Source organism: Stenotrophomonas sp. 85239_Sma (assembly GCF_056481725.1).
Map to the genome: position 1 here is coordinate 910,239 of NZ_CM151163.1, position 19,913 is coordinate 930,151.

Here is a 19,913-nt window from a genome sequence, read left to right on the forward strand (position 1 = left end):
GTCCAGGCGTGGTTGCGGTGCCCGATGTTGGTGGTGACCTGCTGCGCGCGGCGCAGCAGTGCCTGGCTGAAGCCGACCCGCTGCGCAAGGTGGCGCTGACCCAGGCGTATGCGGCCGCGTTCCGTGCCGGCCGCCTGAGGGTGACCGCCGATGCGCCGCCGCCGGAACCGATCCGCATGCCTGGCCGGCCGGCTCGGCTGGTGCTGGTGCATCCGCGCGAAGTGCCGCGGCGCGGCCTGGGCGGCGTGGAAGGGCGTGCCGCCTTCATCCACGCCATCGCCCACATCGAACTCAATGCGATCGACCTGGCCTGGGATGCGGTGTACCGCTTCCGCGGCCTGCCACCGGCGTTCCATGCCGACTGGGTCAGCTGTGCCGACGACGAATCGCGGCACTTCATGCTGCTGCGCGAGCGCCTGCAGGTACACGGCCACGACTACGCCGATTTTCCCGCGCACAACGGCCTGTGGGAAATGTGCGGGAAGACCGCCCATGATGGTCTGGCGCGCATGGCACTGGTACCGCGCGTGCTGGAAGCGCGTGGCCTGGACGTGACCCCGGGCATGATCGAAAAACTGCGCAATGTGGGTGATGGCGAAACCGCCGACGTACTGGAAGTGATCCTGCGCGAGGAAGTGGCGCACGTTGCGGCCGGTTCGCGCTGGTACCGCTGGTACTGTGATCGCGCCGGTGTCGAACCGCGCGCGCGGTTCAAGGAGCTGCTGGTGGAATACGCCGGCGGCTACCTGCATGGGCCGTTCAACATCGAAGCGCGCCTGCTGGCCGGCTTCGATGCCGACGAGCTCGCCAACCTGGTCGAACAGGCCGGCTGACAGAAAAGGGGACGGAGGGGATTAAGTCGTTTGTGGCACAAACGACTTAATCCCCTCCGTCCCTTTTTTCATGCGTTCGGCAACACCACGCGCTTGCCATCCACGGTGGGCCGGTTGATGTAGAACAGGCCGGGACCCGGCCTGTAGGGCAGTTCGCTGACGCCGGCATCGGCGGCGTAGGTCAGTGCAGTGTCGCCCAGTGCATCGAAATTCCAGTGTGCCGACTGCATCAGGTAGCGTCGGCGCAGCAGCGCCTCCTGGGGCTGGGTCAGCGCCTGTCCGGCCACCAGTCGGCGTGCGATCGGCTGCAGGGAGGACGGCAGCTCCCAGCCGGGAACTCCAGCGGCATTGGCGGTCCATTGCACGCCGGCATCGATGGCGTGCTGCTGCATCACCTGCAGCGCGATCAACTGGTAGCGCCAATCGATGCGCCGGCGCAGCACCGCAGCCGCGGTGACGTACAGCACCGGGGAGAGCAGCACGCTGCGGCTGCCGGCGCGACGCTGCTGTTGCCACTGGTGCCAGACATCCACCCAGACCTCCTTTTCACCCACGCCCAGCTGCTGCCGCCAGCGCTCGGCATCGGCCTGCGTTTCGGCGTAGGCCGTGGTGGCCTGCAGCAACGCCAGTGGAGGGACCTGGTAGTCGGCAACGGCCGGGCGACGCAACTGCTGCCGGCGCGGGCGGCTGAGCAGCTTGGGACCTTCTTCCAGCTGGTTGTAGCCACCGCCGATGTTGGCGTGCACGCCGGGCAGGGCGATCTCGGTGAACGGCGGTGCCACCGTGGTCAGTGGATAGTGCTGGCGATGTTCGTCGCGCGCGGTCAACTGCACCACGCGCGCAGCGATGCCGCTGCGCAGGGCGAGCTGCGGGTGTTCGTCGGCGCGGCCACCACTGACCGCAACCACGGTGTCGAACAGTCCGATGAAGCGCAGCACCGGCGTGACGGCGGCGAAGTGCACAGTGCAGGGCAGGCCGGCGCCCTGCAGCAGCTGGCGCCAGCGCGCGCTGTCCCAGGCCTGCAGCTGGTTTGCGATATCACGTGCCGCGGCAGCACCGCGCGAATAGCCGAACAGATCCACCTGCACGCTCTGCAGCGGTCGTTGCCAGCGCGCGGACAGCTCGGCCAGTGCCGCCGGCAGCAGCACCTGCAGCGCGCGCTGCACTTTCGCGCGAACGCCACTGGCACCGATGCCGAAGGCCAGTCCGATCAGATCGTCATCGGCATCATCGCGGGTGCCCACGCCCTCGACATAGATCGACAGCGAAGGCACGGCCATCGCATCGCGGCGGCTGTCCGGATACAGCTGTTGCAGGCGCGCGATGTTGGTCAGGCCGTTGTCGTAGCTGCTGGTCAGCCGGCTCTGGTAGGTCGAATCATCATCCGCGCGCAGCTGCGCCGGGCGTGGCTGCGGAACCTGTGGGCGACCGCGCGCCAGGTTGTGTGCGTTGTTGCGGGTGCCATCGAAGAACAGGCCGATCCGCAGCAAGCCGACATCTTCGTCCGTGTCCTGCGATGGTGCCATGTGCATTCCCCGTCGTGGCTGCGTCACGGTAGCGCGAAAGCGGTGTATTGGCGAAGTGTAGTGACGCTTTTGACCTGACTGAACGCAGATGCGGTAGATCACAAATCCCGACTTTCATTTCACTCGCCTATTGAATTCACACGACCCGCGCAGGCCAGATGGCCAAACCCGGCAAACCGGGTCGTGCTGCATCAACGCTGTTCACATCATTCAAGGAGCGACGCAATGTTGTCCAGATCGATTGGTAAAGCGGCAGGTGGCCTGGTCCTGGGTTTGTCGGTGGCAGCGGCCGCGCATGCCGCACCGTTGTTCGAGCCGGTGACGGTCATCAGCCGCGCATCGGCAAGCAGTGAGCCCGCACTCGGCAAGTTGCTGGCCACCCCGTCCACGGCGACGGTACAGGAAGTGCGTGTCGATGCAGCAGCCACTGCACAGCCGCAGCTGGAATTCGAATTGCTCGGCCAGCGCGTGCAGGCGGTGCGCAGCAAGGTTCAGGCGCTGCCCGATGGCGGCAGCATCTGGTACGGCCAGTTCCGTTCGCCCTCGGACAAGCTGACCGCGGCCACCTCCAACGGCCAGGACGATCCCGGCAATTCGCTGATCCTGGTGCGCTCGGGCGATACCATCACCGGCTCGATCCGCAAGGATGGAAAGCTGTACCGCCTGCGCCCGCTGGGCAACCGCCACGTGCTGGTGGAAGTGGATGAGTCGCGGATGCCGGCCGACCATCCGGCCGATTACAACCAGCTGCCGAAGATCCCGATGGGCAACAATGATCGCCTCGGTATCGCCCAGGCTTCGTCCGGCACGCCGGCGACCATCCGCGTGCTGGTGGTGGCGACGAATGCTGCGGTGGCTGCCTATGGCGGCAACATGCAGTCGCTGGTGCAGCTGGCCGTGGCCGAATCCAACCAGGGCTACACCAACAGCAACGTCGGCCTCACCCTGCAGCTGGCCGGGTACGAGACCACCAGCTACGCCGAGTCCGGCAACTTCACCACCGACCTGACCCGCTTCCGCAACACCAGCGACGGCTACATGGACAGCATCCATACCAGCCGCAACAACACCGCCGCAGACGTCGGGGTACTGCTGATCAACAACGGCAGCTACTGCGGTTTGGCCTCGGGCATCGGATCGACGGCGTCGACGGCGTTCGCGGCGGTGTACTGGGATTGCGCGACCGGCTACTACTCGTTCGCGCACGAGATCGGCCATCTGCAGAGCGCGCGGCATGACATCGCCACCGACCCGAGCACGTCGCCGTACGCCTACGGCCATGGCTACCGCTATGAGCCGGCAACCGGCACCGGCTGGCGCACGATCATGGCCTACAACTGCACCCGCAGCTGCCCGCGCCTGAACTACTGGTCCAACCCGAACATCAGCTACAGCGGCATCCCGATGGGCAATGCCAGTACCGCCGACAACCAGCGCGTGCTGGTCAATACCAAGCACACGATCGCGGCATTCCGCTGAGCCTGTATCGTCCGCGGCCGCCTCGTGCGGCCGCGGATTTCCGGCCCGCGCGCATCAGCTGCGGGCGAGGGTATCCAGCGTCCAGCCGCTGGCATCCACGCGCAGCACCGAACCCTGTTCGTACCAGTCACCCAGCACGATGCGGGTGCGCTCGCGACCACCGGCCTGCAGCGTGTGGATCGCCGGCCGGTGCGTATGGCCATGGATCATGGTGTCCACGCCATGGCGCACGAAGGTGGCATCGACTTCGGCAGCGGCCACGTCGGTCACCGACTCGAACTGTGCACGATCGTCCTGTTTCATTTCAGACTGGCGCGCCTGGCTGGCTTCGCGGGCCTTCTGCGCGAACGCGATGCGTGCGGCCAGCGGCTGAGAAAGGAACTGCGCCTGGAACGCCGGGTCGCGGGTCTGTGCACGGAACTGCTGGTAGGGGATGTCATCGGTGCACAGCAGGTCACCGTGCTGCAGCAGCACGGGTCGGCCGTACAGTTCGATCATGCACGGGTCGGGCAGGATGCGCAGGCCGGCACGGCGCGCGTAATCCTCGCCGAGCAGGAAGTCGCGGTTGCCGCGGATGAAGTACACCGGCACGCCGCTGTCGGACAGCGCCTTCAACGCATCGGCGACGGCATCGGCGGCGGGCGAGGGCGTGTCGTCGCCGATCCAGGCTTCGAACAGGTCGCCAAGAATGTACAGCGCATCGGCGCCGGGCGCCTGCTCGCGCAGGAAGCGCAGGAACAGGTCGGTGATCTCCGGACGGCTGGGGTCCAGATGCAGGTCGGAAATGAACAGCGTGGTCATGCCCGCATTCTAGGCCATCGACGATGACGGTAGCGCCGCCGGCATTGTGGGGGTCAGATCCCTTTTCCGAAGGAAAAGGGATCTGACCCCGGGCTACACCGGCAGCGGCAGCCAGGCCAGGCTGGCCGACGCCAGCAGCACCGCGATGCCCGTCGCCGCCAGTACGTCGCTGGGGTAGTGCAGGCCCAGAACCACCCGCGACAGCGCGACGCCGGCGGTGAAGGGGACCAGCAACGGTGCCAGCCAGGGGTAGTAGGCCAGGGCGACGATGGTGAACGACACCGCATGCAGGGTGTGCCCGGAGGGGAAGCTGAATTCGTCCAGCGGTGCCACCCAGGCGCGGATGCGCAGGTCGGCCGCATAGGGCCGCGGGCGCCGGGTCCAGCGCTTGAGGCCCTTGTACAGCAGCAGCGCGGCCAGGCCGGTGGCGGCCATGTGCACCGAGGCGCGCAGGCCATCGAATCCGTCCAGCACCACCAGCGCACCCATCAGCACATACCAGAACACGCCATCGCCGAGCCGGCTGATGATCGAGAACAGGCGGCGCACCCGGCGGCGCCGGCAGTAGTGGTTGGCCCGTCGGCACAGGCGTGCGTCGCGGTCGGCCAGCAACTCAAGCCGCGTGGTGCGCATGGCCGCTCCTCCTCGACTGTGCCAGTTCGGCCAGCAGGGCATCGAACTCGGCTACCACCTGCTGTGGATGCAGGCGCTTCATCGCGCGCGCGGCGTTGCCGCCCAGTTCGCGGCGTTGCGCGTCATCGGCAGCAAGCTGCACGGCGGCCTCGATGAACTGCTCGTCACTGCCCACCGCCGCGCCGTTCTCGCCGTTGCGCAGGTACTCGCGTGCAGCACCATAGTCGAACGCCACGGTGGCTACACCGCTGGCCATGCTTTCCAGAGTCACGTTGCCGAAGGTCTCGCTGCGGCTGGGGAACAGGAACAGATCGCCGCTGGCGAAGTGCCGGGCCAGGGCGTCGCCGCGCTGGATGCCGCAGAAGATGAAGTCGGGATTCTCGTGTGCCAGCCTCTCGCGGGCGGGACCCTCCCCCACCCACACGAAGCGTGCCTTGGGCCGGATCTGCTGCAGCCGGCGGAATGCCTTCACCGCCAGGCCAAGGTTCTTCTCCGCGGCAATGCGGCCGACATAGATCGCCACCAGGCCATTGCCATCGACGCCCCATTCCTCGCGCAGCGCAGGATCGCGCCGGCCCGGATCGAACTGTTGGCTGTCCACCGCGCGGGCCAGCAGGCGCACGCGCTCGAAGCCCTGTTCGCCAAGGAACTGCTGCAGCTCGCGGGTCGGCACCAGGGTGGCGTCCGCCTGGTTGTGGAACCGGCGCATCCAGCGCATGGCGGCAGCCTGCAGCCACGCCACGCCATAGTCGGGCAGGTATTCGTCGAAGCGGGTGTGGAAGCCGCTGGCGACGGGAATCCCGAGGCGGCGTGCAGTACGCAGCGCGGACCATCCGAGTGGACCTTCGGTGGCGATGTAGACCGCATCCGGGCGCTGCTTCTGCCAGTGGCGGCCCAGCCGGATCGGCGCTGGCAGGCCGAAACGCAGGCCGGGGTAGCGGGGCAGGGCGGCACCAGGAACCAGCAGCGTGCCCGGCGCCGAATCCAGTGCTTCGCTGGACTGGCGGGGGCGCACCAGGTCGATCTCGTGCCCGGCTGCGCGCAGACCCTGTTCCAGCCCCTGCACGGTGAGGGCAACGCCGTTCACTTCCGGTGGATAGGTCTCGGTGACGATGGCATAGCGCATGGCGGGCCTCCCGGTTTCCGGCATGCTCGGGCCTGGCGATGTAGCCGACATGACCGCTTTGCGACGGTCAGATGACGGCGGCGCCGGCCACCGTATGGAGGCCCTGCCCCCCTGAAAAAACCACGGCCCCGAAGGGCCGTGGTCGTAGTGCTTCACATCACAGCGCGATGGATCAGAAGCGCTGCTGGTACTTCATGTAGACGAAGCGGCCGATGTCGTAGCCACCGTAATACGAGAAGGCCGAGTTCGGCTTGGTGTACATGATCGGGCCGGTCTTCTCGAACACGTTGTTGGCACCGACCGAGACGGTGGCATCCCACGGCAGCGAGTAACGGAACTGCACGTCGTGGAAGGTGACCGAACCACGCTCGTTGTAGTTGCGTGCGCCCTTGTACCACGGGGCGTACACGCCCGGATCGGAGCACTCGTCCGGATAGGCACGGATGTCCACGCACTGTTCCTTCACGCCGGAATAGTAGCGCGCGGTCCAGCTGACGCCGAAGTTGCCCAGATCCCAGCCCAGCACCAGGTTCGAACGGACGCGGAAGTTGCTGCCGATGCCATTGGAGACAGTCGGCACCACCGTGCTGTCGTTGGTCGAGCGGAACTCGCTCTTGCTGACATAGGTGGTGGCCCAGCCAGCGTTGAACTTGCCGACGCTGGTTTCCATGCGGTAGTTCAGGTCCAGGTCGTAGCCTTCGGTTTCCATGAAGCCGGAATTGCGGCTGCCGAACTGCAGGGTATCGACGATGCCGGCGGTCGGGCCGGTCGACTTGTCACGGGTGAAGCGCTGGCAGCGTGCATCGATGCCCTGCTCGTAGCAGTCGATCAGGATCTGGGTCGGGCTGTCGGCAACGATGGTGTTGTCGATGCGGATCTTCCACCAGTCCAGCGATGCATTGAAGTTCTTGATGAAGCTCGGACTCCAGACCAGGCCCAGCGTCTTGCTGGTCGAGGTTTCCGGGGTCAGGGTCGGGTTGGAACCCGACACGAACGGCACCGGCGTCGCATCGACGGAAGTGGCGACCGGCTGATTGCCCTGGCGCAGCTGGCGGAAGGTTGCAGCGTTGGCGATGTCACGGGCGCAGCGGGCGCGAACCTCGGCGCTGGTGCGCGAGGAGCCGAACTGCACGTCGCAGGGATCGCTGAACTGGGCGAAGGTCTGCGAGCCGCCACCGTACAGATCGCTGATGGTCGGGGCGCGGAAGCCTTCAGCCCAGGTACCACGGACCAGCAGCTGGTCGAACGGCTTCCACTTGAAGCCGAACTTGCTGTTGAGCGTGTTGCCGAAGGTGTCGTAGTCCGAGAAGCGGGTGGCACCGTTGAAGGTCAGTTCCTTCGCGCCCGGCAGGTCCGCCAGCACCGGCACGTTGATTTCCAGGTACGCCTCGTTGACCTTGTAGCCGCCACCGGTCGGGCCCGCGGCCAGGTTGGTGGTGGCGCCGGCCTGCGCCAGCGGATCCGGACGGTACTCACCGGTTTCCTTGCGGCTTTCCACACCGAAGGCGAAGCCCAGGTCACCTGCCGGCAGGGTCACGATGGAACCGGCGATGTTGGCGAAGAAGTTCTTGCTGGTGGTCTTGCCGGTGGTGACTTCCGGCGGGAACAGCCAGGCCTGCAGTTCGGCGTTGCCATCGATGCCGTTCGGATCGATCGTGCCGTAAGGCACCAGCGGGTTCCACGGCTTGCACACGTCATAGGAGATCGGCGCGGCAGCGGTGCCGCACTGGACCTTGCCGGTGGCCGCATTGTAGAACGACGGGCCGACGCCGCCAGCGACGCGCGCCTTGTGCAGGTTGCCGGTCGCGATGGTTTCCAGTTCGTTGCGGTTGTACTGGTAGCCCGCTTCCCAGTCGAAGTAGCGGCTGCCGATCTCGAACGAACCGTCGAACGACGCCACCGCACGGTAGGTCTTCAGCTCGCTGGTGGTCACGCGCGGCACTTCCCAGGTACGGCGGTTCCAGGCCACGGCGGTCGGGGTGGCGTAGCCATGCTGGCGGCCGAACGGGTTGAAGTAGCTGTCGATCGACATCGAACCCACGCCAGCGGTGCTCGACTGCAGCGGGTAGCCGGCGATCTGGCGCACGGCCTTGCGCTTGTTGTAGCCCAGCTCGGTGCGGAAGTTGACGTTGTCGGTGATCTTGAAGCGGCCGTCGAAGTACACCGAATCACGCTTGAGCGGGAAGTTCAGGTGCATCTGCTCGTTGGCGTTGCTGACGTCGCCGGTGAACGCCGACGGATCGGTGATGTGGTAGTTCGCCGGGTTGGTCGGGTCGGCACCACGATTGAGCGAGTAGTTGCAGCCGTCCTTCGCGTTGGTGCAGCCCGGGCGACCCTTCAGGCCAGTGAACTGGCCCCACTGGCTGATGGTAGTCCAGTTGGTCAGGTTGTCGGCATGGCGGTCGGTCAGGCCATAGGCGCTGAAGCCGCGGTCCTTGGCCCACACGGCCTTTTCTTCGGCATGTTCGGCCGCGACGGTCAGCGAAATGCGGTCGTTGCTCCAGCCTGCCACCACGTCGAAGCGGTCACGCGCGCCGTCGCCCTGGCTGAACTGGCCGTGGTAGACGTTGGCGGTCACACCGGTGACATTGGAGCGGGTGATGATGTTGACCACGCCGGACATGGCATCGGAACCGTAGATGGCCGACGCGCCATCCTTCAGCACTTCGATGCGCTCCACCGCCGACACCGGAATCGTAGAGATGTCCTGGTAACCGGAGGTGCTGATGCCCAGGCGCTTGCCGTTGATCAGCACCAGCGTGCGCTGGGTGCCCAGGTTGCGCATGTCGATGTACGACCCCCCCGCGTTCTCGCCGGCGGTCAGCGCGTTGGCGCGGCTGATCGCCGGGCTGCCCATTGCGGTGACGTTCTGCAGGATGTCGGCGACCGAGCTGAAACCCTGCTGCTCGATGGCCGTACGGGTGATCGCGAACACCGGCTGGGCGGTTTCCACGTCCACCTGGCGGATGCGCGAGCCGGTGATCTCGATGCGATCGAGGTTGGTGGGAGTGGCGCTGCTGCCGTCCTGGGCAAACGCGGGCAGGGCGGCCAGCGTCGCGGTGGTAGCCAGGGCGTAGCGGATGGCCTGCCCCAGTGCGGTGGTGCGTGAAGTCATGGCGAGCTCTCTCTCTCAGGTCGTGCAAAGGACGCCAAAGTGGGCGTCGAAGGAGCCAGCAGGGTCGATGACCGAGCCGGTGACCCGATAGTAGTCTCGTTGGTTAATGCCCTGTAAAGAGTTCGTATCAATCTATGTCACGCTGCATCTCCTTCCTTCACGAAACGTGAACAAAAGCAGGTGCTTACGTGAGGGGTGCGATCGCCCGTACCGCGCCGTTGTGTTGCGAAGCAGCATAAAAAACCGCCAGACTGCGCAAAGCGGGAGTGGGAAGTGCGTCACCCCTGCTGTCCTGTGGACAACAGGGGACAGCGTATTCAGGCCACGAACGGACGGAACTGGATGCCCAGCCCGGCGATGCCGTCGGTCTCGCCGATCAGGTCGGCGCGCAGCAGCGGACGGGCATCGATGAAGGCCTGCGGCACGATCAGTGACAGGCGGTTGTCGTCGGCGGTCAGTTCCAGCGCCGGCAGCGGGTCGTCCTCATGGGCGCGGTTGAGCAGCACCGCCAGGCGCAGCAGGGCCGCCAGCCGGCGTGCGGTCAGCAGCAGGCGCTCGGGCAGGGCGTCGAATGCGGTCTTGGTCACGCTGCGGCGGTGGCTGCGCACCAGGGCGGCCAGCATCTGCTGCTCCTGGCGCGAGAAGCCAGCGATATCCGAGTGCTCGAGCACGTAGCTGCCATGCACGTGGTAGCCGCTGTGCGCGATCATCAGGCCCAGCTCGTGCAGGCGCGCGGCCCAGCCGAGCATGCGCGCATCGTCGGCATCGAGCCTCCAGCGTTCCTGCACCTGCTCCAGCAGCGACAGCGCGGTGTCCTGCACGCGGTCGGCCTGCACCGTATCGATGCCATAGCGCTGGCTGAGTGCGGCCACCGATTCATCACGCAGGTCGTTCTCGCCGGCGCGGCCGACGATGTCATACAGGATGCCTTCGCGCATCGCCGCCTTGCTGACCAGCAGCTTCTGCAGGCCCAGCGCCTGGAACGCCGCCTCCAGCACCAGGATGCCGCCGGCGATGATCGGCCGGCGGTCGCTGGACAGCCCCGGCAACTGGATGTCGTCGATCTTCTTGGCCTTCAGCAATTCATCTCGCAGCTGGGGCAGCGCCTCGGCGGTGATCGCGCCCTTGCTCAGCTTCATCGTTGCGCAGATCTCGCTGATCGCCTTGTGCGTACCTGAAGACCCCAGTGCTTCCTGCCAGCCCAGCGCGCGGTACTTGCTGGCGAACGGCTGGAACTCGCGGCCGATTTCGGCCAGCGCGTCCTTCCAGCGCTTCTTGCTCAACTTGCCGCCGGGGAAGAAGCGTCGGGTGCTGGCGATGCAACCGGCCTGCAGGCTTTCGCGCTCCAGGGTCTGCATGCCCATGCCGATGATGAACTCGGTCGAACCACCGCCGATGTCGATCACCAGCCGGCGCTGGCCGGGTTTGGGTGGTTGCGCGTGGGCCACGCCAAGGTAGATCAGGCGAGCCTCTTCGCGGCCGCTGACCACTTCGATGGCATGCCCCAGTGCGGTTTCGGCGGGGACCAGGAACGACTGCGGCGAGCGCAGCTGGCGCACGGTGTTGGTGGCCAGTGCGCGTACCCGGTGCGGCGGCACATTGCGGATGCGCTGGCCAAAGCGGGCCAGGCATTCCAGCGCGCGCTGCCGGGCAGCGGATGAGAGTCCACCCTTGCCATCCAGGCCGTCGGCCATGCGCACGGTTTCGCGCAGGCGGTCGATCACCCGCAGCTGGCCGAGCGTGTAGCGCGCGATGACCATGTGGAAACTGTTGGAGCCAAGGTCGATGGCGGCCAGCAGGTCGCCATCCTGCAATGCGGGCGGAGTCGTGGTGGTATGCGGCATGGACGAATGTTAGCCGAAGGGGCGGTGTGCTCGTCACCGCGCGGCCTTCACATTTTGGAAGAGGGGAGTGCGGCAGGGCAGCGCCCTGCACGTGCCGAACCGGCGGCAACAGCAACAGCAACAGCGGGCTATCCGTGGGATGGCGGGGTGGGTCCGGTTGAGGGGGACGGCGCAAGTACGTCCCTGCGAGCTTGGTCGCGCCTGCTCGTGTGCGCTGTCCTGCGCACACGGCAAGACCGGGGCTGGGCATCCTGCCCAACCCGCCCGAGGCATGCCTCGGGCCCATGCCGCTCACGCCCCCTCAACCGGACCCACCCCGCCTTCGACATAATTCCGCGATCTGATGGTGGGTGCCGACCGTTGGTCGGTACTGATCCAATCCCGACCAAAATCGGTGCCTACCGCTCTTGGTAGGTGTCCACCTTGGTCGACACACCGGGCTACAGCCCCTGCATCAATGCCATCTGTGCTGAATGCGGTGCCTCGTCGTGGGCCGGCGCACGCTTGTGGTAGACGCCGTCGGCGTCCAGTTCCCAGGCGTTGAGGTTGTCGTCCAGGTAGTTCTGCAGGACTTCGCGGTATACCCGCTTGGCCAGTGCCGGGTCGAGGATCGGGAAGCAGGTCTCGACCCGGCGCAGCAGGTTGCGTTCCAGCCAGTCGGCGCTGGCGCAGTACATTTCCGGTGCGCCGTCGTTGCCGAACCAGTAGACGCGGCTGTGCTCCAGGAAGCGGCCGACGATCGAGCGCACGCGGATGTTGTCCGAGATGCCCGGCACGCCGGGTCGCAGCGTACAGGCGCCGCGAATGATCAGGTCGATCTGTACGCCGGCCTGCGAGGCGGCGTACAGCGCGCGCACCACCTGCGGTTCGTTCAATGCGTTCATCTTGGCGATGATCCGCGCCGGGCGACCGGCGGCGGCAATGCGCGTCTCGCGTTCGATGCGGCCGAGGATGCCGGTGTGCAGGGTGAAGGGGGACTGCAGCAGGCGCTTGAGCTTCATCTTCGAGGCCAGCCCGGACAGCTGCTGGAACAGCAGGTGCACGTCATTGCCGATGTCCGCATCGGCGGTAATCAGGCTGATGTCGGTGTACGCGCGGGCGGTGCCGCTGTGGTAGTTGCCGGTACCCAGGTGCACGTAGCGGCGCAGCTTGCGGCCCTCGCGGCGCACGATCAGCAGCATCTTGGCGTGGGTCTTGTAGCCGACCACGCCATACACCACCTGCACGCCGGCTTCCTGCAGGCGATCGGCCAGGCCGAGGTTGGCCTCTTCGTCGAAGCGCGCGCGCAGTTCCACCACCACCGTCACATCCTTGCCGTTGCGCGCGGCCTGGATCAGGGCGTCGACGATCAGCGAATCCTTGCCGGTGCGGTACAGGGTCTGCTTGATCGCCAGCACGTTGGGATCGACCGACGCCTGCCGGATCAGCTCCAGCACTGCGGTGAAGGCATCGAACGGGTGATGCAGCAGCAGGTCGTGGCGCGCGGTGGTCTCGAAGATGCCGTCGCTGTCGCGCAGGGTACGCGGGGTCATCGGCGGGTACTTCAGGTCCGGCTGTGCGATCAGGTCGTAGAGCTGGATGATGCGGTTGAGGTTGACCGGTCCATCGATGCGGTACACCGCGTTCTCGGTCAGGCCGAAATTCTGCAGCAGGGTGCGCACGATCTCGCGCGGCATGTCCTGCGCGATTTCCAGGCGCACCGCCGGTCGGTAACCACGGTCGACCAGCTCGTCGCGCAGCGCCAGTGCCAGGTTCTCCACCTCCTCCTCGTCCACTACCAGCTCGGAGTTGCGGGTGACGCGGAACTGGTAGGCGCCCTGGACTTCCAGGCCCGGGAACAGCTCATCGACGAAGGTGGACAGCACCGAGGACAGGAACACGAAGTTCTGCGGGCCGCCGAGCTTCTCCGGCAACTGGATGATGCGTGGCAGCGAGCGCGGCGCACGCACGATGGCCAGGTGGCCGGCGCGGCCGAACGCATCGGTGCCCTTCAGCACCACCACGATGTTCAGCGACTTGTTGAGGATCTTCGGGAACGGATGCACCGGGTCCAGGCCCAGCGGCGACAGCACCGGCATGATCTCGTTGCGGAAGTAGGCGCGCAGCCAGCGCTTCTGGCGGTCGGTCCAGGAATGGCGGCCGAGCACGCCGATGCCTGCGTCCATCAGTGCCGGGCGCAGGGTCTCGTTCCAGCAGCGGTACTGCTGGTCCACCAGTTCGGCGGCGCGGTCATGGATGGCATTGAGGATCGCCTGCGGGCTCATGCCGTCGGGTGCCGGCGGCAGGCCGAATTCCTGTGCGTGGCGCACGGCCGCAGCACGGATCTCGAAGAACTCGTCGAGGTTGGTGCAGGAGATGCACATGAAGCGCAGGCGCTCCAGCAGCGGCACCTGCGGGTCCATCGCCTGCGCCAGCACGCGGAAATTGAAATCCAGCTGCGACAGCTCGCGGTTGATGTACAGCGCCGGGTCGCGCAACGGATCGTTGTCCGGGCTCACGGGGAGGGGGAGGGATCCGAGGCTGCTCATGGCGTCATTCTTCGATGGAGGTCAGGGGGGCGGACTCGCGCGGGCGCACGTGGTCGGCATCGAAATGGCAGGAGAACACCGAACCCTTGCCGACCTCGCTTTCAATCTCCAGCCGTGCGTGGTGCAGGCCGAGGATGTGCTTGACGATGGACAGGCCCAGCCCGGTGCCGCCGCTCTCGCGCGAGCGGCTGCTGGAAACGCGGTAGAAACGTTCGGTCAGGCGCGGCAGGTGGGTGGCCGGGATGCCGTAGCCGGAATCGCGCACCGCCAGCACCGCGCCGTCGCCCTCGCGGCGGAACTCCACCGCGATGCGGCCCCCGGCCGGGGTATAGCGCACCGCGTTGGTGACCAGGTTGGAGAAGGCGCTGTGCAGTTCCTTGGTCGAACCCTGCAGGTCGACACCGGCGAGGTCGTCGATGCTGATCTGGTGGCGGCCCTGGCTGTGCGCCTCGGCCTCGCGGCGCAGCGTCGCCAGCATCGGCTGCATGGCCACGGTCTCTTCCTCGCTGTGTTCCTGCGATTCGAGGCGCGACAGGGTCAGCAGGTCTTCCACCAGCTGGGCCATGCGCTGGCTCTGCTTGCGCATTTCTTCCAGCATCGGTCCGGTTCCCGGGAAATCCTCCGGGTCCATCATGTCCAGGTAGCCGTGGACCACGGTGAGCGGGGTGCGCAGTTCGTGTGAAACGTTGGCCACGAAGTCACGGCGCACCTGTTCCAGGCGCAGGAGCTTGCTGACGTCGCGGGCGATCAGCAGCCAGTAATCCGACGAATAAGGAATCAGGCGCAGGTTCAGGCGGATCGCCGGATCGACCGGCGAGGGCACGTCCAGGATCGGTTCGGCATTGCGGCCACCGGCCAGCCAGTGGGCCAGCGGCATCGGCTGCAGGCGTTCGACCAGGGCCTCGCCAAGGTCGCCGGGATGGTGCAGGCCGAGCAGGGCGGTGGCCGCTTCGTTGAACCACTGCACGCGCTGGCTGTTGCGGTCCAGCACCACCACCGCATCGGGCAGCGCGGCGGCGGCGGCGCGGTAGCTGCGCAGCATGTCCAGCAGGCGGCGCTTGCGCACGCGCATTTCCACCTGGTTGCGATACAGCAGGCGGTCCAGTTCGTTCCAGACGCCAGTGCCTTCCTCGGCGGTGTCCCAGCGCTGGCGTGCGGTCAGGCGGCGCAGCACGCTGCGCAGGCGCCAGTAATGCCAGGCCAGGGTGGCCAACGCGCCCAGTGCGATGCACAACCACAGATGGCCCGTGAACCACCCCACCAGTCCGGAGAACAGCAGTACCGCGGCAACGGTGGCCAGGGTCTTCAACCAGGCAGAGCGGATGTGGCGGGGCATTGCGGTCTCGTCGTTGAGGTGCGGCGGTTCACTGGGGTGAACCGAGGGTTATAGCAGAGTTGCCGGCACCGGCACCCGCAGGTGCGCGGCGCCGGCACGACGAGACTCAGGTGGCCGTGGAGAAGCGGTAGCCGGCGCCGCGCACGGTCTGCACCATGTTCTCGGCGTTGAACGGTTCCAGCGTCTTGCGCAGGCGGCGGATATGCACGTCGATGGTGCGCTCCTCCACGTACACGCTGCCGCCCCACACATGGTCCAGCAGCTGGGCGCGGGTATAGACGCGCTCCGGGTGGGTCATGAAGAAGTGCAGCAGGCGGTATTCGGTCGGGCCGATCGGCACCGGCTGGTCGTTGGCAAACACGCGGTGGGCAGCGCCGTCGATGCGGATCGGGCCGACCGCCACGCTGCCATCCTCGTCATCCTCGCGGGCACGGCGCATGACTGCACGGATGCGGGCCAGCAGTTCGCGCGCCGAGAACGGCTTGACCACATAGTCGTCGACGCCTGCTTCAAGGCCTCCAACACGGTCGTTCTCTTCGCCACGGGCGGTCAGCATGATGATCGGCACTTCGCGGGTCAGCGTTTCCTTGCGCCAGCGGCGGGCCAGGTCCAGGCCGCTGGTGCCGGGCAGCATCCAGTCCAGCAGGATCAGGTCCGGAACGCGGTCGGCGATCGCGGTCTGGGCCTCCCGGGCATCGCCGGCGTGGACCGGTTCGTAATCACCCTTGCGAAGGGCGAAGGCGACCATTTCACGGATCGCGGGCTCGTCATCGACGATCAGGATGCGTTTCTGCACGAGGACACCGTAGGGCTCGGTTACTGGAGTGGTGCCAGTAGACTACGGTTTGATGACATGTTTGTGACTACCCGGCCGGAACCGGCCTGGATTGCCATCGGCCGGTCATGCAGCGCTCAGCGGCGGTCCAGGTCCGGGTCCTGCACGCCCTGGCGGCGCAGCTCCAGCACGGTCGGGGTGATCGATTCGATGCGGGCGTCGACCCGCGCCCGGCCGATGTAATCCAGCGCCGGGTTGCGCTTGAGCGCCTGCAGCTGCATCAGCGCCTGTTCCGGCCGCCCACTGAGGAAGGCCGCCTCGGCATAGGCCTCGCTCGCACGCACGCTGTCGCCGGCCAGCTCGCTGGCGCGGGCAAAGCGCTGCTGGAAGACCGGATCGTTACCGCTTTGCGACAACAGCGGGCGCAGCATTGCCTGCGCGCGCTGGCCGGCCTCGCGGTTGCCCTGTTCGTTCAGGATCTCGGCATAGGTCAGTGCCACCGGGCGGCTGTTGGGGTGTTCACGCAGCAGCTGCTCGAAGCGGCTGTTGGCCTGGGCGGCCTGGCCTGCCCGCGACTCCGCTTCGCCCAGGCCCAGCGCCAGCCACAGGTTGCCAGGATGGGTCTGCAGCAGGCTGGCCAGGGTCTGCCGGGCCTGGCCGGCACCGGCACGACCACCGCGCATCACCGCCAGTGCCTGGCCATAGCGCTGTGCGTCGTTCAGACCGTCCTTCTGCCGCTTGGCCAGGTCGGCATACTCGCGTTCCAGCTCGGGGGTGGAATCCGCGCTGAGCACGCGCAGGCGCTCACGCGCCCAGTCGAAGTCGCCGCTGGCGCCACGGTTGAGCTGGCCGATCGGGAGGCGCAGCACACTGCTGGGCAGCAGCGGGTTGTTGCCGCGCAGCAGCGGCTCGCCCAGGCTGGGATCGGCCGGGTCCACCCGCTCCTTGCGCTCACCAGTGGGGGTGCTGGTGGTCAGCAGCACCGTATCCTTCTTCATCTGCTCGGCGCGGGCCTTGGCCTCGCTGATGCGGGTGATGTTGACCGGGTGGGTGCGCAGGAACTCCGGCACGCTGTAGCCGCCCTCGTTGCCGCGCATCGCCGCCGACATGCGTTCGAAGAAGCCGGCCATGGCATCCACGTCGTAGCCGCTGCGCGACAAGGTGCGGATGCCGAGGCGGTCGGCCTCGGACTCGTTGGAGCGGGTGTAGTTGATCTGCCGTTGCTGCATCAGGCCCATGCCGGAGCTGATCGCAGCCATCGTCGCGTTGCCGGACGACGTGCTGTTGCTGGCCTGGGCGGCAACCACCGCCGCGAGCATGCCCAGCAGGATCGGGATCTGGTCACGCTGGGCGCGCTCGACACCGCGCAGCACATGCTGCTGGGTGACGTGGGCGATTTCGTGGGACAACACTGCAGCGACCTCATCCTCGCGCTCGGCGGTCAGCACCAGGCCGGCATTGACCCCGATGTAGCCGCCCAGCGTGGCGAAGGCGTTGATCTGGCGGTCGTTCATCACGAAGAAGGTGTACGGCTGCCGTGGCTGGTCACTGTTGGAGCCGAGCCGGGTGCCCATGGTCTGCAGCCAGTCATTGACCAGCGGATCCTCCAGCAGGTAGCCGTAGTTGCGCAGCTCGCGCAGCATCATCGCGCCGTACTCGGCCTGCCGGGCCGGGGTCAGCAGCTCACCGGCCGAGGAGCCGATGTCGGGCAGCTTCTCCTGGGCCCGGGCCAGCGGCATGGCCAGGGCAAGGGTGACGGCGGTAGTCAGCAGCAGGGCTCGCAAGCAGAAGGTCCTCGGGCGGGGCGCGCCAAGCGTGGCAGGGCAGGGGGCAACCATTCGTTAATCCACAGTGTTGCGGCCGTGGCGTGGAAATTCCAGCGCACCGGTACCATATGTAGACCGTCGATCCATCGTGGAGTTTCCCGTGACAGCCCAGACCGCCGGCGGTGCCCCCGCCATCACCATCTATTCCACCGCCGTCTGCCCGTACTGCGTGGCCGCCAAGAACTTCCTGAAGAGCAAGGGCCAGCAGTGGACCGAGGTCCGCATCGACCTGGACCCGGCCGAGCGCGAGAAGATGATGGCGCTGACCCGCCGCACCAGCGTGCCGCAGATCTTCGTCGGCGACGTCCATGTCGGCGGCTACGACGACATGATGGCCCTGCACCGTGAAGGCAAGCTCGAGCCGCTGCTGGCCGGGCAGGGCCAGGCATGAGCACGGCCGACGACGGCAGCAAGGACCGCATCGCCGAGTTCACCGAGTTCCGCAAGCGCATGAACGAGCGCATCCTGGGCGAACCGAACCAGGTGGTTCGCCGCTTCTTCGCGCTGGATACGCAGACCTACCAGGCCGGCGCGCTGGACGTGAAGACCAAGGAACTGCTGGGGCTGGTGGCCTCGATGGTGCTGCGCTGCGACGACTGCATCAGCTACCACGTGGCCCAGTGCAAGGACGCCGGGGTGACCCGCGAGGAGTTCTTCGAGACCTTCTCGGTCGGCCTGGTGGTTGGCGGTTCGATCGTGATCCCGCACCTGCGCCGCGCGGTCGACTTCCTCGACCAGCTCGAAGGCGGCGCCGCCGCCCCGGAAGCGCACGCGCATTGAGGTAGCGCCGGGCCCGTTCCCGCGATCCAACAGCCCGGGGAGCCCCCTTGTTGTTCAAGGGGGCGCGCCGACAGGCGCGGGGATAAGGTGGGATGCGCGGGCAATTCTGCCTTACCCGGCTCGGACTAATTGCCTATTTGGGGTCTCCGAGCCGGGTAAGGCATAATTGCCGGTGAAACTTCCTTTGCGCCGGCGTTTCCGGGCACGTCCGGACGGCGTTTTTCCCCCTGTTCGGAACATCGATCAATGACGCAGAAAATTACGGTCATCCGCGGCGACGGCATTGGCCCGGAAATCATGGACGCCACCCTGTTCGTGCTCGACCAGCTCAAGACTGGCCTGGAGTACGAAGACGCCGACGCCGGCCTGGTGGCCCTGGAAAAGCACGGCGACCTGATGCCGGCGGTGACCCTGGAATCGATCGCGCGCAACAAGGTCGCGCTGAAGAGCCCGCTGACCACCCCGGTCGGTGGTGGCTTCACCTCGATCAACGTCAGCCTGCGCCGTCACTTCGACCTGTACGCCAACGTGCGTCCGGCCCACACCTTCCCGAACACCAAGTCGCGTTTCGACAACGTCGACCTGATCACCGTTCGTGAGAACACCGAAGGTGCCTACCTGGCCGAAGGCCAGGAAGTGTCGGCGGACGGCGAAACCGCCTTCTCCGGCACCCGCATCACCCGCAAGGGCTCCGAGCGCATCGTGCGCTACGCCTTCGAGCTGGCCAGGAGCACCGGCCGCAAGAAGGTCACCGCCGTGCACAAGGCCAACATCATCAAGTCGACCTCGGGCCTGTTCCTGAACGTCGCCCGTGAAGTGGCCGCGCAGTACCCGGAGATCGAGTTCCAGGAAATGATCGTCGACAACTGCTGCATGCAGCTGGTGATGCGTCCGGAACAGTTCGACGTGATCGTCACCACCAACCTGTTCGGTGACATCATCTCCGACCTGTGCGCGGGTCTGGTCGGCGGCCTGGGCCTGGCCCCGGGCGCCAACATCGGCAAGGACGCAGCGATTTTCGAAGCCGTGCACGGCACCGCGCCGGACATCGCCGGCCAGGGCAAGGCCAATCCGTGCGCGCTGCTGCTGGCAGCCGCGCAGATGCTGGACCATGTCGGCCAGCCGGAAAACGCCGAGCGCCTGCGCAAGGCCATCGTCGCCACCATGGAAGCCAAGGACTCGCTGACCGGCGACCTGGGCGGCACCGGCACCACCATGAGCTTTGCCCAGGCCATCGCCAGCCGCCTGTAAGCGGCCGACCGACCCTGGTTGGATCCACAGCGGGGCGCCTTCGGGCGCCCCGTTGCGTTT

At 66.7% G+C, this 19,913-nt stretch carries 15 protein-coding genes; 5 read left to right on the top strand and 10 right to left on the bottom strand.

What is annotated here, in order from left to right:
• Nucleotides 1–8: 8 nt before the first annotated feature.
• Nucleotides 9–833 carry a ferritin-like domain-containing protein gene (locus ACYKG1_RS04135; RefSeq protein ID WP_100471418.1) on the top strand — a complete coding sequence of 275 codons (825 nt, stop codon included), beginning with the start codon at nucleotides 9–11 and terminating at the stop codon, nucleotides 831–833.
• 68 nt (nucleotides 834–901) lie between these two features.
• Here ACYKG1_RS04135 and ACYKG1_RS04140 read toward each other — a convergent pair whose 3' ends face one another.
• On the bottom strand, nucleotides 902–2,359 hold the full coding sequence (locus ACYKG1_RS04140; protein ID WP_478471914.1) for a DUF2235 domain-containing protein: 1,458 nt from the start codon (nucleotides 2,357–2,359) through the stop codon (nucleotides 902–904).
• Between the two features lie 225 nt (nucleotides 2,360–2,584).
• Here ACYKG1_RS04140 and ACYKG1_RS04145 point away from each other — a divergent pair, with 225 nt between their 5' ends.
• The gene (locus ACYKG1_RS04145; RefSeq protein WP_478471916.1) at nucleotides 2,585–3,838 is read left to right on the top strand and encodes a M12 family metallo-peptidase; all 1,254 of its coding nucleotides are present in this window, start codon (nucleotides 2,585–2,587) and stop codon (nucleotides 3,836–3,838) included.
• Nucleotides 3,839–3,892: 54 nt separating this feature from the next.
• Here ACYKG1_RS04145 and lpxH read toward each other — a convergent pair whose 3' ends face one another.
• The 9 genes from lpxH to ACYKG1_RS04190 all read right to left on the bottom strand — a co-directional run bounded on the left by lpxH (nucleotide 3,893) and on the right by ACYKG1_RS04190 (nucleotide 17,780).
• Nucleotides 3,893–4,639: a UDP-2,3-diacylglucosamine diphosphatase gene (gene lpxH / locus ACYKG1_RS04150; protein ID WP_478471917.1), complete on the bottom strand. Its 747-nt coding sequence runs from the start codon at nucleotides 4,637–4,639 to the stop codon at nucleotides 3,893–3,895.
• Nucleotides 4,640–4,732: 93 nt separating this feature from the next.
• A complete protein-coding gene (locus tag ACYKG1_RS04155) occupies nucleotides 4,733–5,272 on the bottom strand; it encodes a phosphatase PAP2 family protein (RefSeq protein ID WP_100471422.1) in 540 nt (179 codons plus the stop codon).
• Entirely contained in the window at nucleotides 5,253–6,398 is a 1,146-nt protein-coding gene (locus tag ACYKG1_RS04160; RefSeq protein ID WP_100471423.1) for a glycosyltransferase family 4 protein, read from the bottom strand. Before ACYKG1_RS04160 ends, ACYKG1_RS04155 begins: the two co-directional genes overlap by 20 nt.
• 172 nt (nucleotides 6,399–6,570) lie before the next feature.
• The gene (locus ACYKG1_RS04165) at nucleotides 6,571–9,513 is read right to left on the bottom strand and encodes a TonB-dependent receptor domain-containing protein (protein WP_478471919.1); all 2,943 of its coding nucleotides are present in this window, start codon (nucleotides 9,511–9,513) and stop codon (nucleotides 6,571–6,573) included.
• A gap of 317 nt (nucleotides 9,514–9,830) precedes the next feature.
• Nucleotides 9,831–11,357 (bottom strand): exopolyphosphatase, encoded by a 1,527-nt coding sequence (gene ppx, locus ACYKG1_RS04170; RefSeq protein WP_100471425.1) that lies wholly within the window; start codon nucleotides 11,355–11,357, stop codon nucleotides 9,831–9,833.
• Nucleotides 11,358–11,797: 440 nt separating this feature from the next.
• Nucleotides 11,798–13,885: a polyphosphate kinase 1 gene (ppk1, locus tag ACYKG1_RS04175; protein WP_478471920.1), complete on the bottom strand. Its 2,088-nt coding sequence runs from the start codon at nucleotides 13,883–13,885 to the stop codon at nucleotides 11,798–11,800.
• A 4-nt stretch (nucleotides 13,886–13,889) separates the two neighbouring features.
• On the bottom strand, nucleotides 13,890–15,221 hold the full coding sequence (phoR, locus tag ACYKG1_RS04180; RefSeq protein WP_087921666.1) for a phosphate regulon sensor histidine kinase PhoR: 1,332 nt from the start codon (nucleotides 15,219–15,221) through the stop codon (nucleotides 13,890–13,892).
• A 106-nt stretch (nucleotides 15,222–15,327) separates the two neighbouring features.
• Nucleotides 15,328–16,017, bottom strand: a complete 690-nt coding sequence (gene phoB, locus ACYKG1_RS04185) for a phosphate regulon transcriptional regulator PhoB (RefSeq protein WP_005408258.1) — start codon at nucleotides 16,015–16,017, stop codon at nucleotides 15,328–15,330.
• 116 nt (nucleotides 16,018–16,133) lie between these two features.
• Entirely contained in the window at nucleotides 16,134–17,780 is a 1,647-nt protein-coding gene (locus ACYKG1_RS04190; RefSeq protein ID WP_478471922.1) for a M48 family metalloprotease, read from the bottom strand.
• Between the two features lie 142 nt (nucleotides 17,781–17,922).
• Between ACYKG1_RS04190 and grxC the strand changes: the two genes are divergently transcribed.
• The 3 genes from grxC to ACYKG1_RS04205 all read left to right on the top strand — a co-directional run bounded on the left by grxC (nucleotide 17,923) and on the right by ACYKG1_RS04205 (nucleotide 19,853).
• Entirely contained in the window at nucleotides 17,923–18,213 is a 291-nt protein-coding gene (gene grxC / locus ACYKG1_RS04195; protein ID WP_004154541.1) for a glutaredoxin 3, read from the top strand.
• The gene (locus ACYKG1_RS04200; RefSeq protein WP_100471428.1) at nucleotides 18,210–18,602 is read left to right on the top strand and encodes a carboxymuconolactone decarboxylase family protein; all 393 of its coding nucleotides are present in this window, start codon (nucleotides 18,210–18,212) and stop codon (nucleotides 18,600–18,602) included. The genes grxC and ACYKG1_RS04200 overlap by 4 nt, the downstream gene beginning before the upstream one ends.
• A gap of 246 nt (nucleotides 18,603–18,848) precedes the next feature.
• Nucleotides 18,849–19,853, top strand: a complete 1,005-nt coding sequence (locus ACYKG1_RS04205; protein ID WP_008265786.1) for an isocitrate dehydrogenase — start codon at nucleotides 18,849–18,851, stop codon at nucleotides 19,851–19,853.
• Nucleotides 19,854–19,913 lie beyond the last annotated feature (60 nt).

Excerpts from the sequence above, each read along its gene's own strand:
- lpxH (WP_478471917.1), bottom strand. The coding sequence starts at position 4,639 with ATGACCACGCTGTTCATTTCCGACCTGCATCTGGACCCCAGCCGTCCG.
- ACYKG1_RS04160 (WP_100471423.1), bottom strand. The coding sequence starts at position 6,398 with ATGCGCTATGCCATCGTCACCGAGACCTATCCACCGGAAGTGAACGGC.
- ACYKG1_RS04145 (WP_478471916.1), top strand. The coding sequence starts at position 2,585 with ATGTTGTCCAGATCGATTGGTAAAGCGGCAGGTGGCCTGGTCCTGGGT.
- ACYKG1_RS04200 (WP_100471428.1), top strand. The coding sequence starts at position 18,210 with ATGAGCACGGCCGACGACGGCAGCAAGGACCGCATCGCCGAGTTCACC.
- ACYKG1_RS04165 (WP_478471919.1), bottom strand. The coding sequence starts at position 9,513 with ATGACTTCACGCACCACCGCACTGGGGCAGGCCATCCGCTACGCCCTG.
- ppk1 (WP_478471920.1), bottom strand. The coding sequence starts at position 13,885 with ATGAGCAGCCTCGGATCCCTCCCCCTCCCCGTGAGCCCGGACAACGAT.
- ppx (WP_100471425.1), bottom strand. The coding sequence starts at position 11,357 with ATGCCGCATACCACCACGACTCCGCCCGCATTGCAGGATGGCGACCTG.
- ACYKG1_RS04140 (WP_478471914.1), bottom strand. The coding sequence starts at position 2,359 with ATGGCACCATCGCAGGACACGGACGAAGATGTCGGCTTGCTGCGGATC.
- phoR (WP_087921666.1), bottom strand. The coding sequence starts at position 15,221 with ATGCCCCGCCACATCCGCTCTGCCTGGTTGAAGACCCTGGCCACCGTT.
- ACYKG1_RS04155 (WP_100471422.1), bottom strand. The coding sequence starts at position 5,272 with ATGCGCACCACGCGGCTTGAGTTGCTGGCCGACCGCGACGCACGCCTG.
- ACYKG1_RS04205 (WP_008265786.1), top strand. The coding sequence starts at position 18,849 with ATGACGCAGAAAATTACGGTCATCCGCGGCGACGGCATTGGCCCGGAA.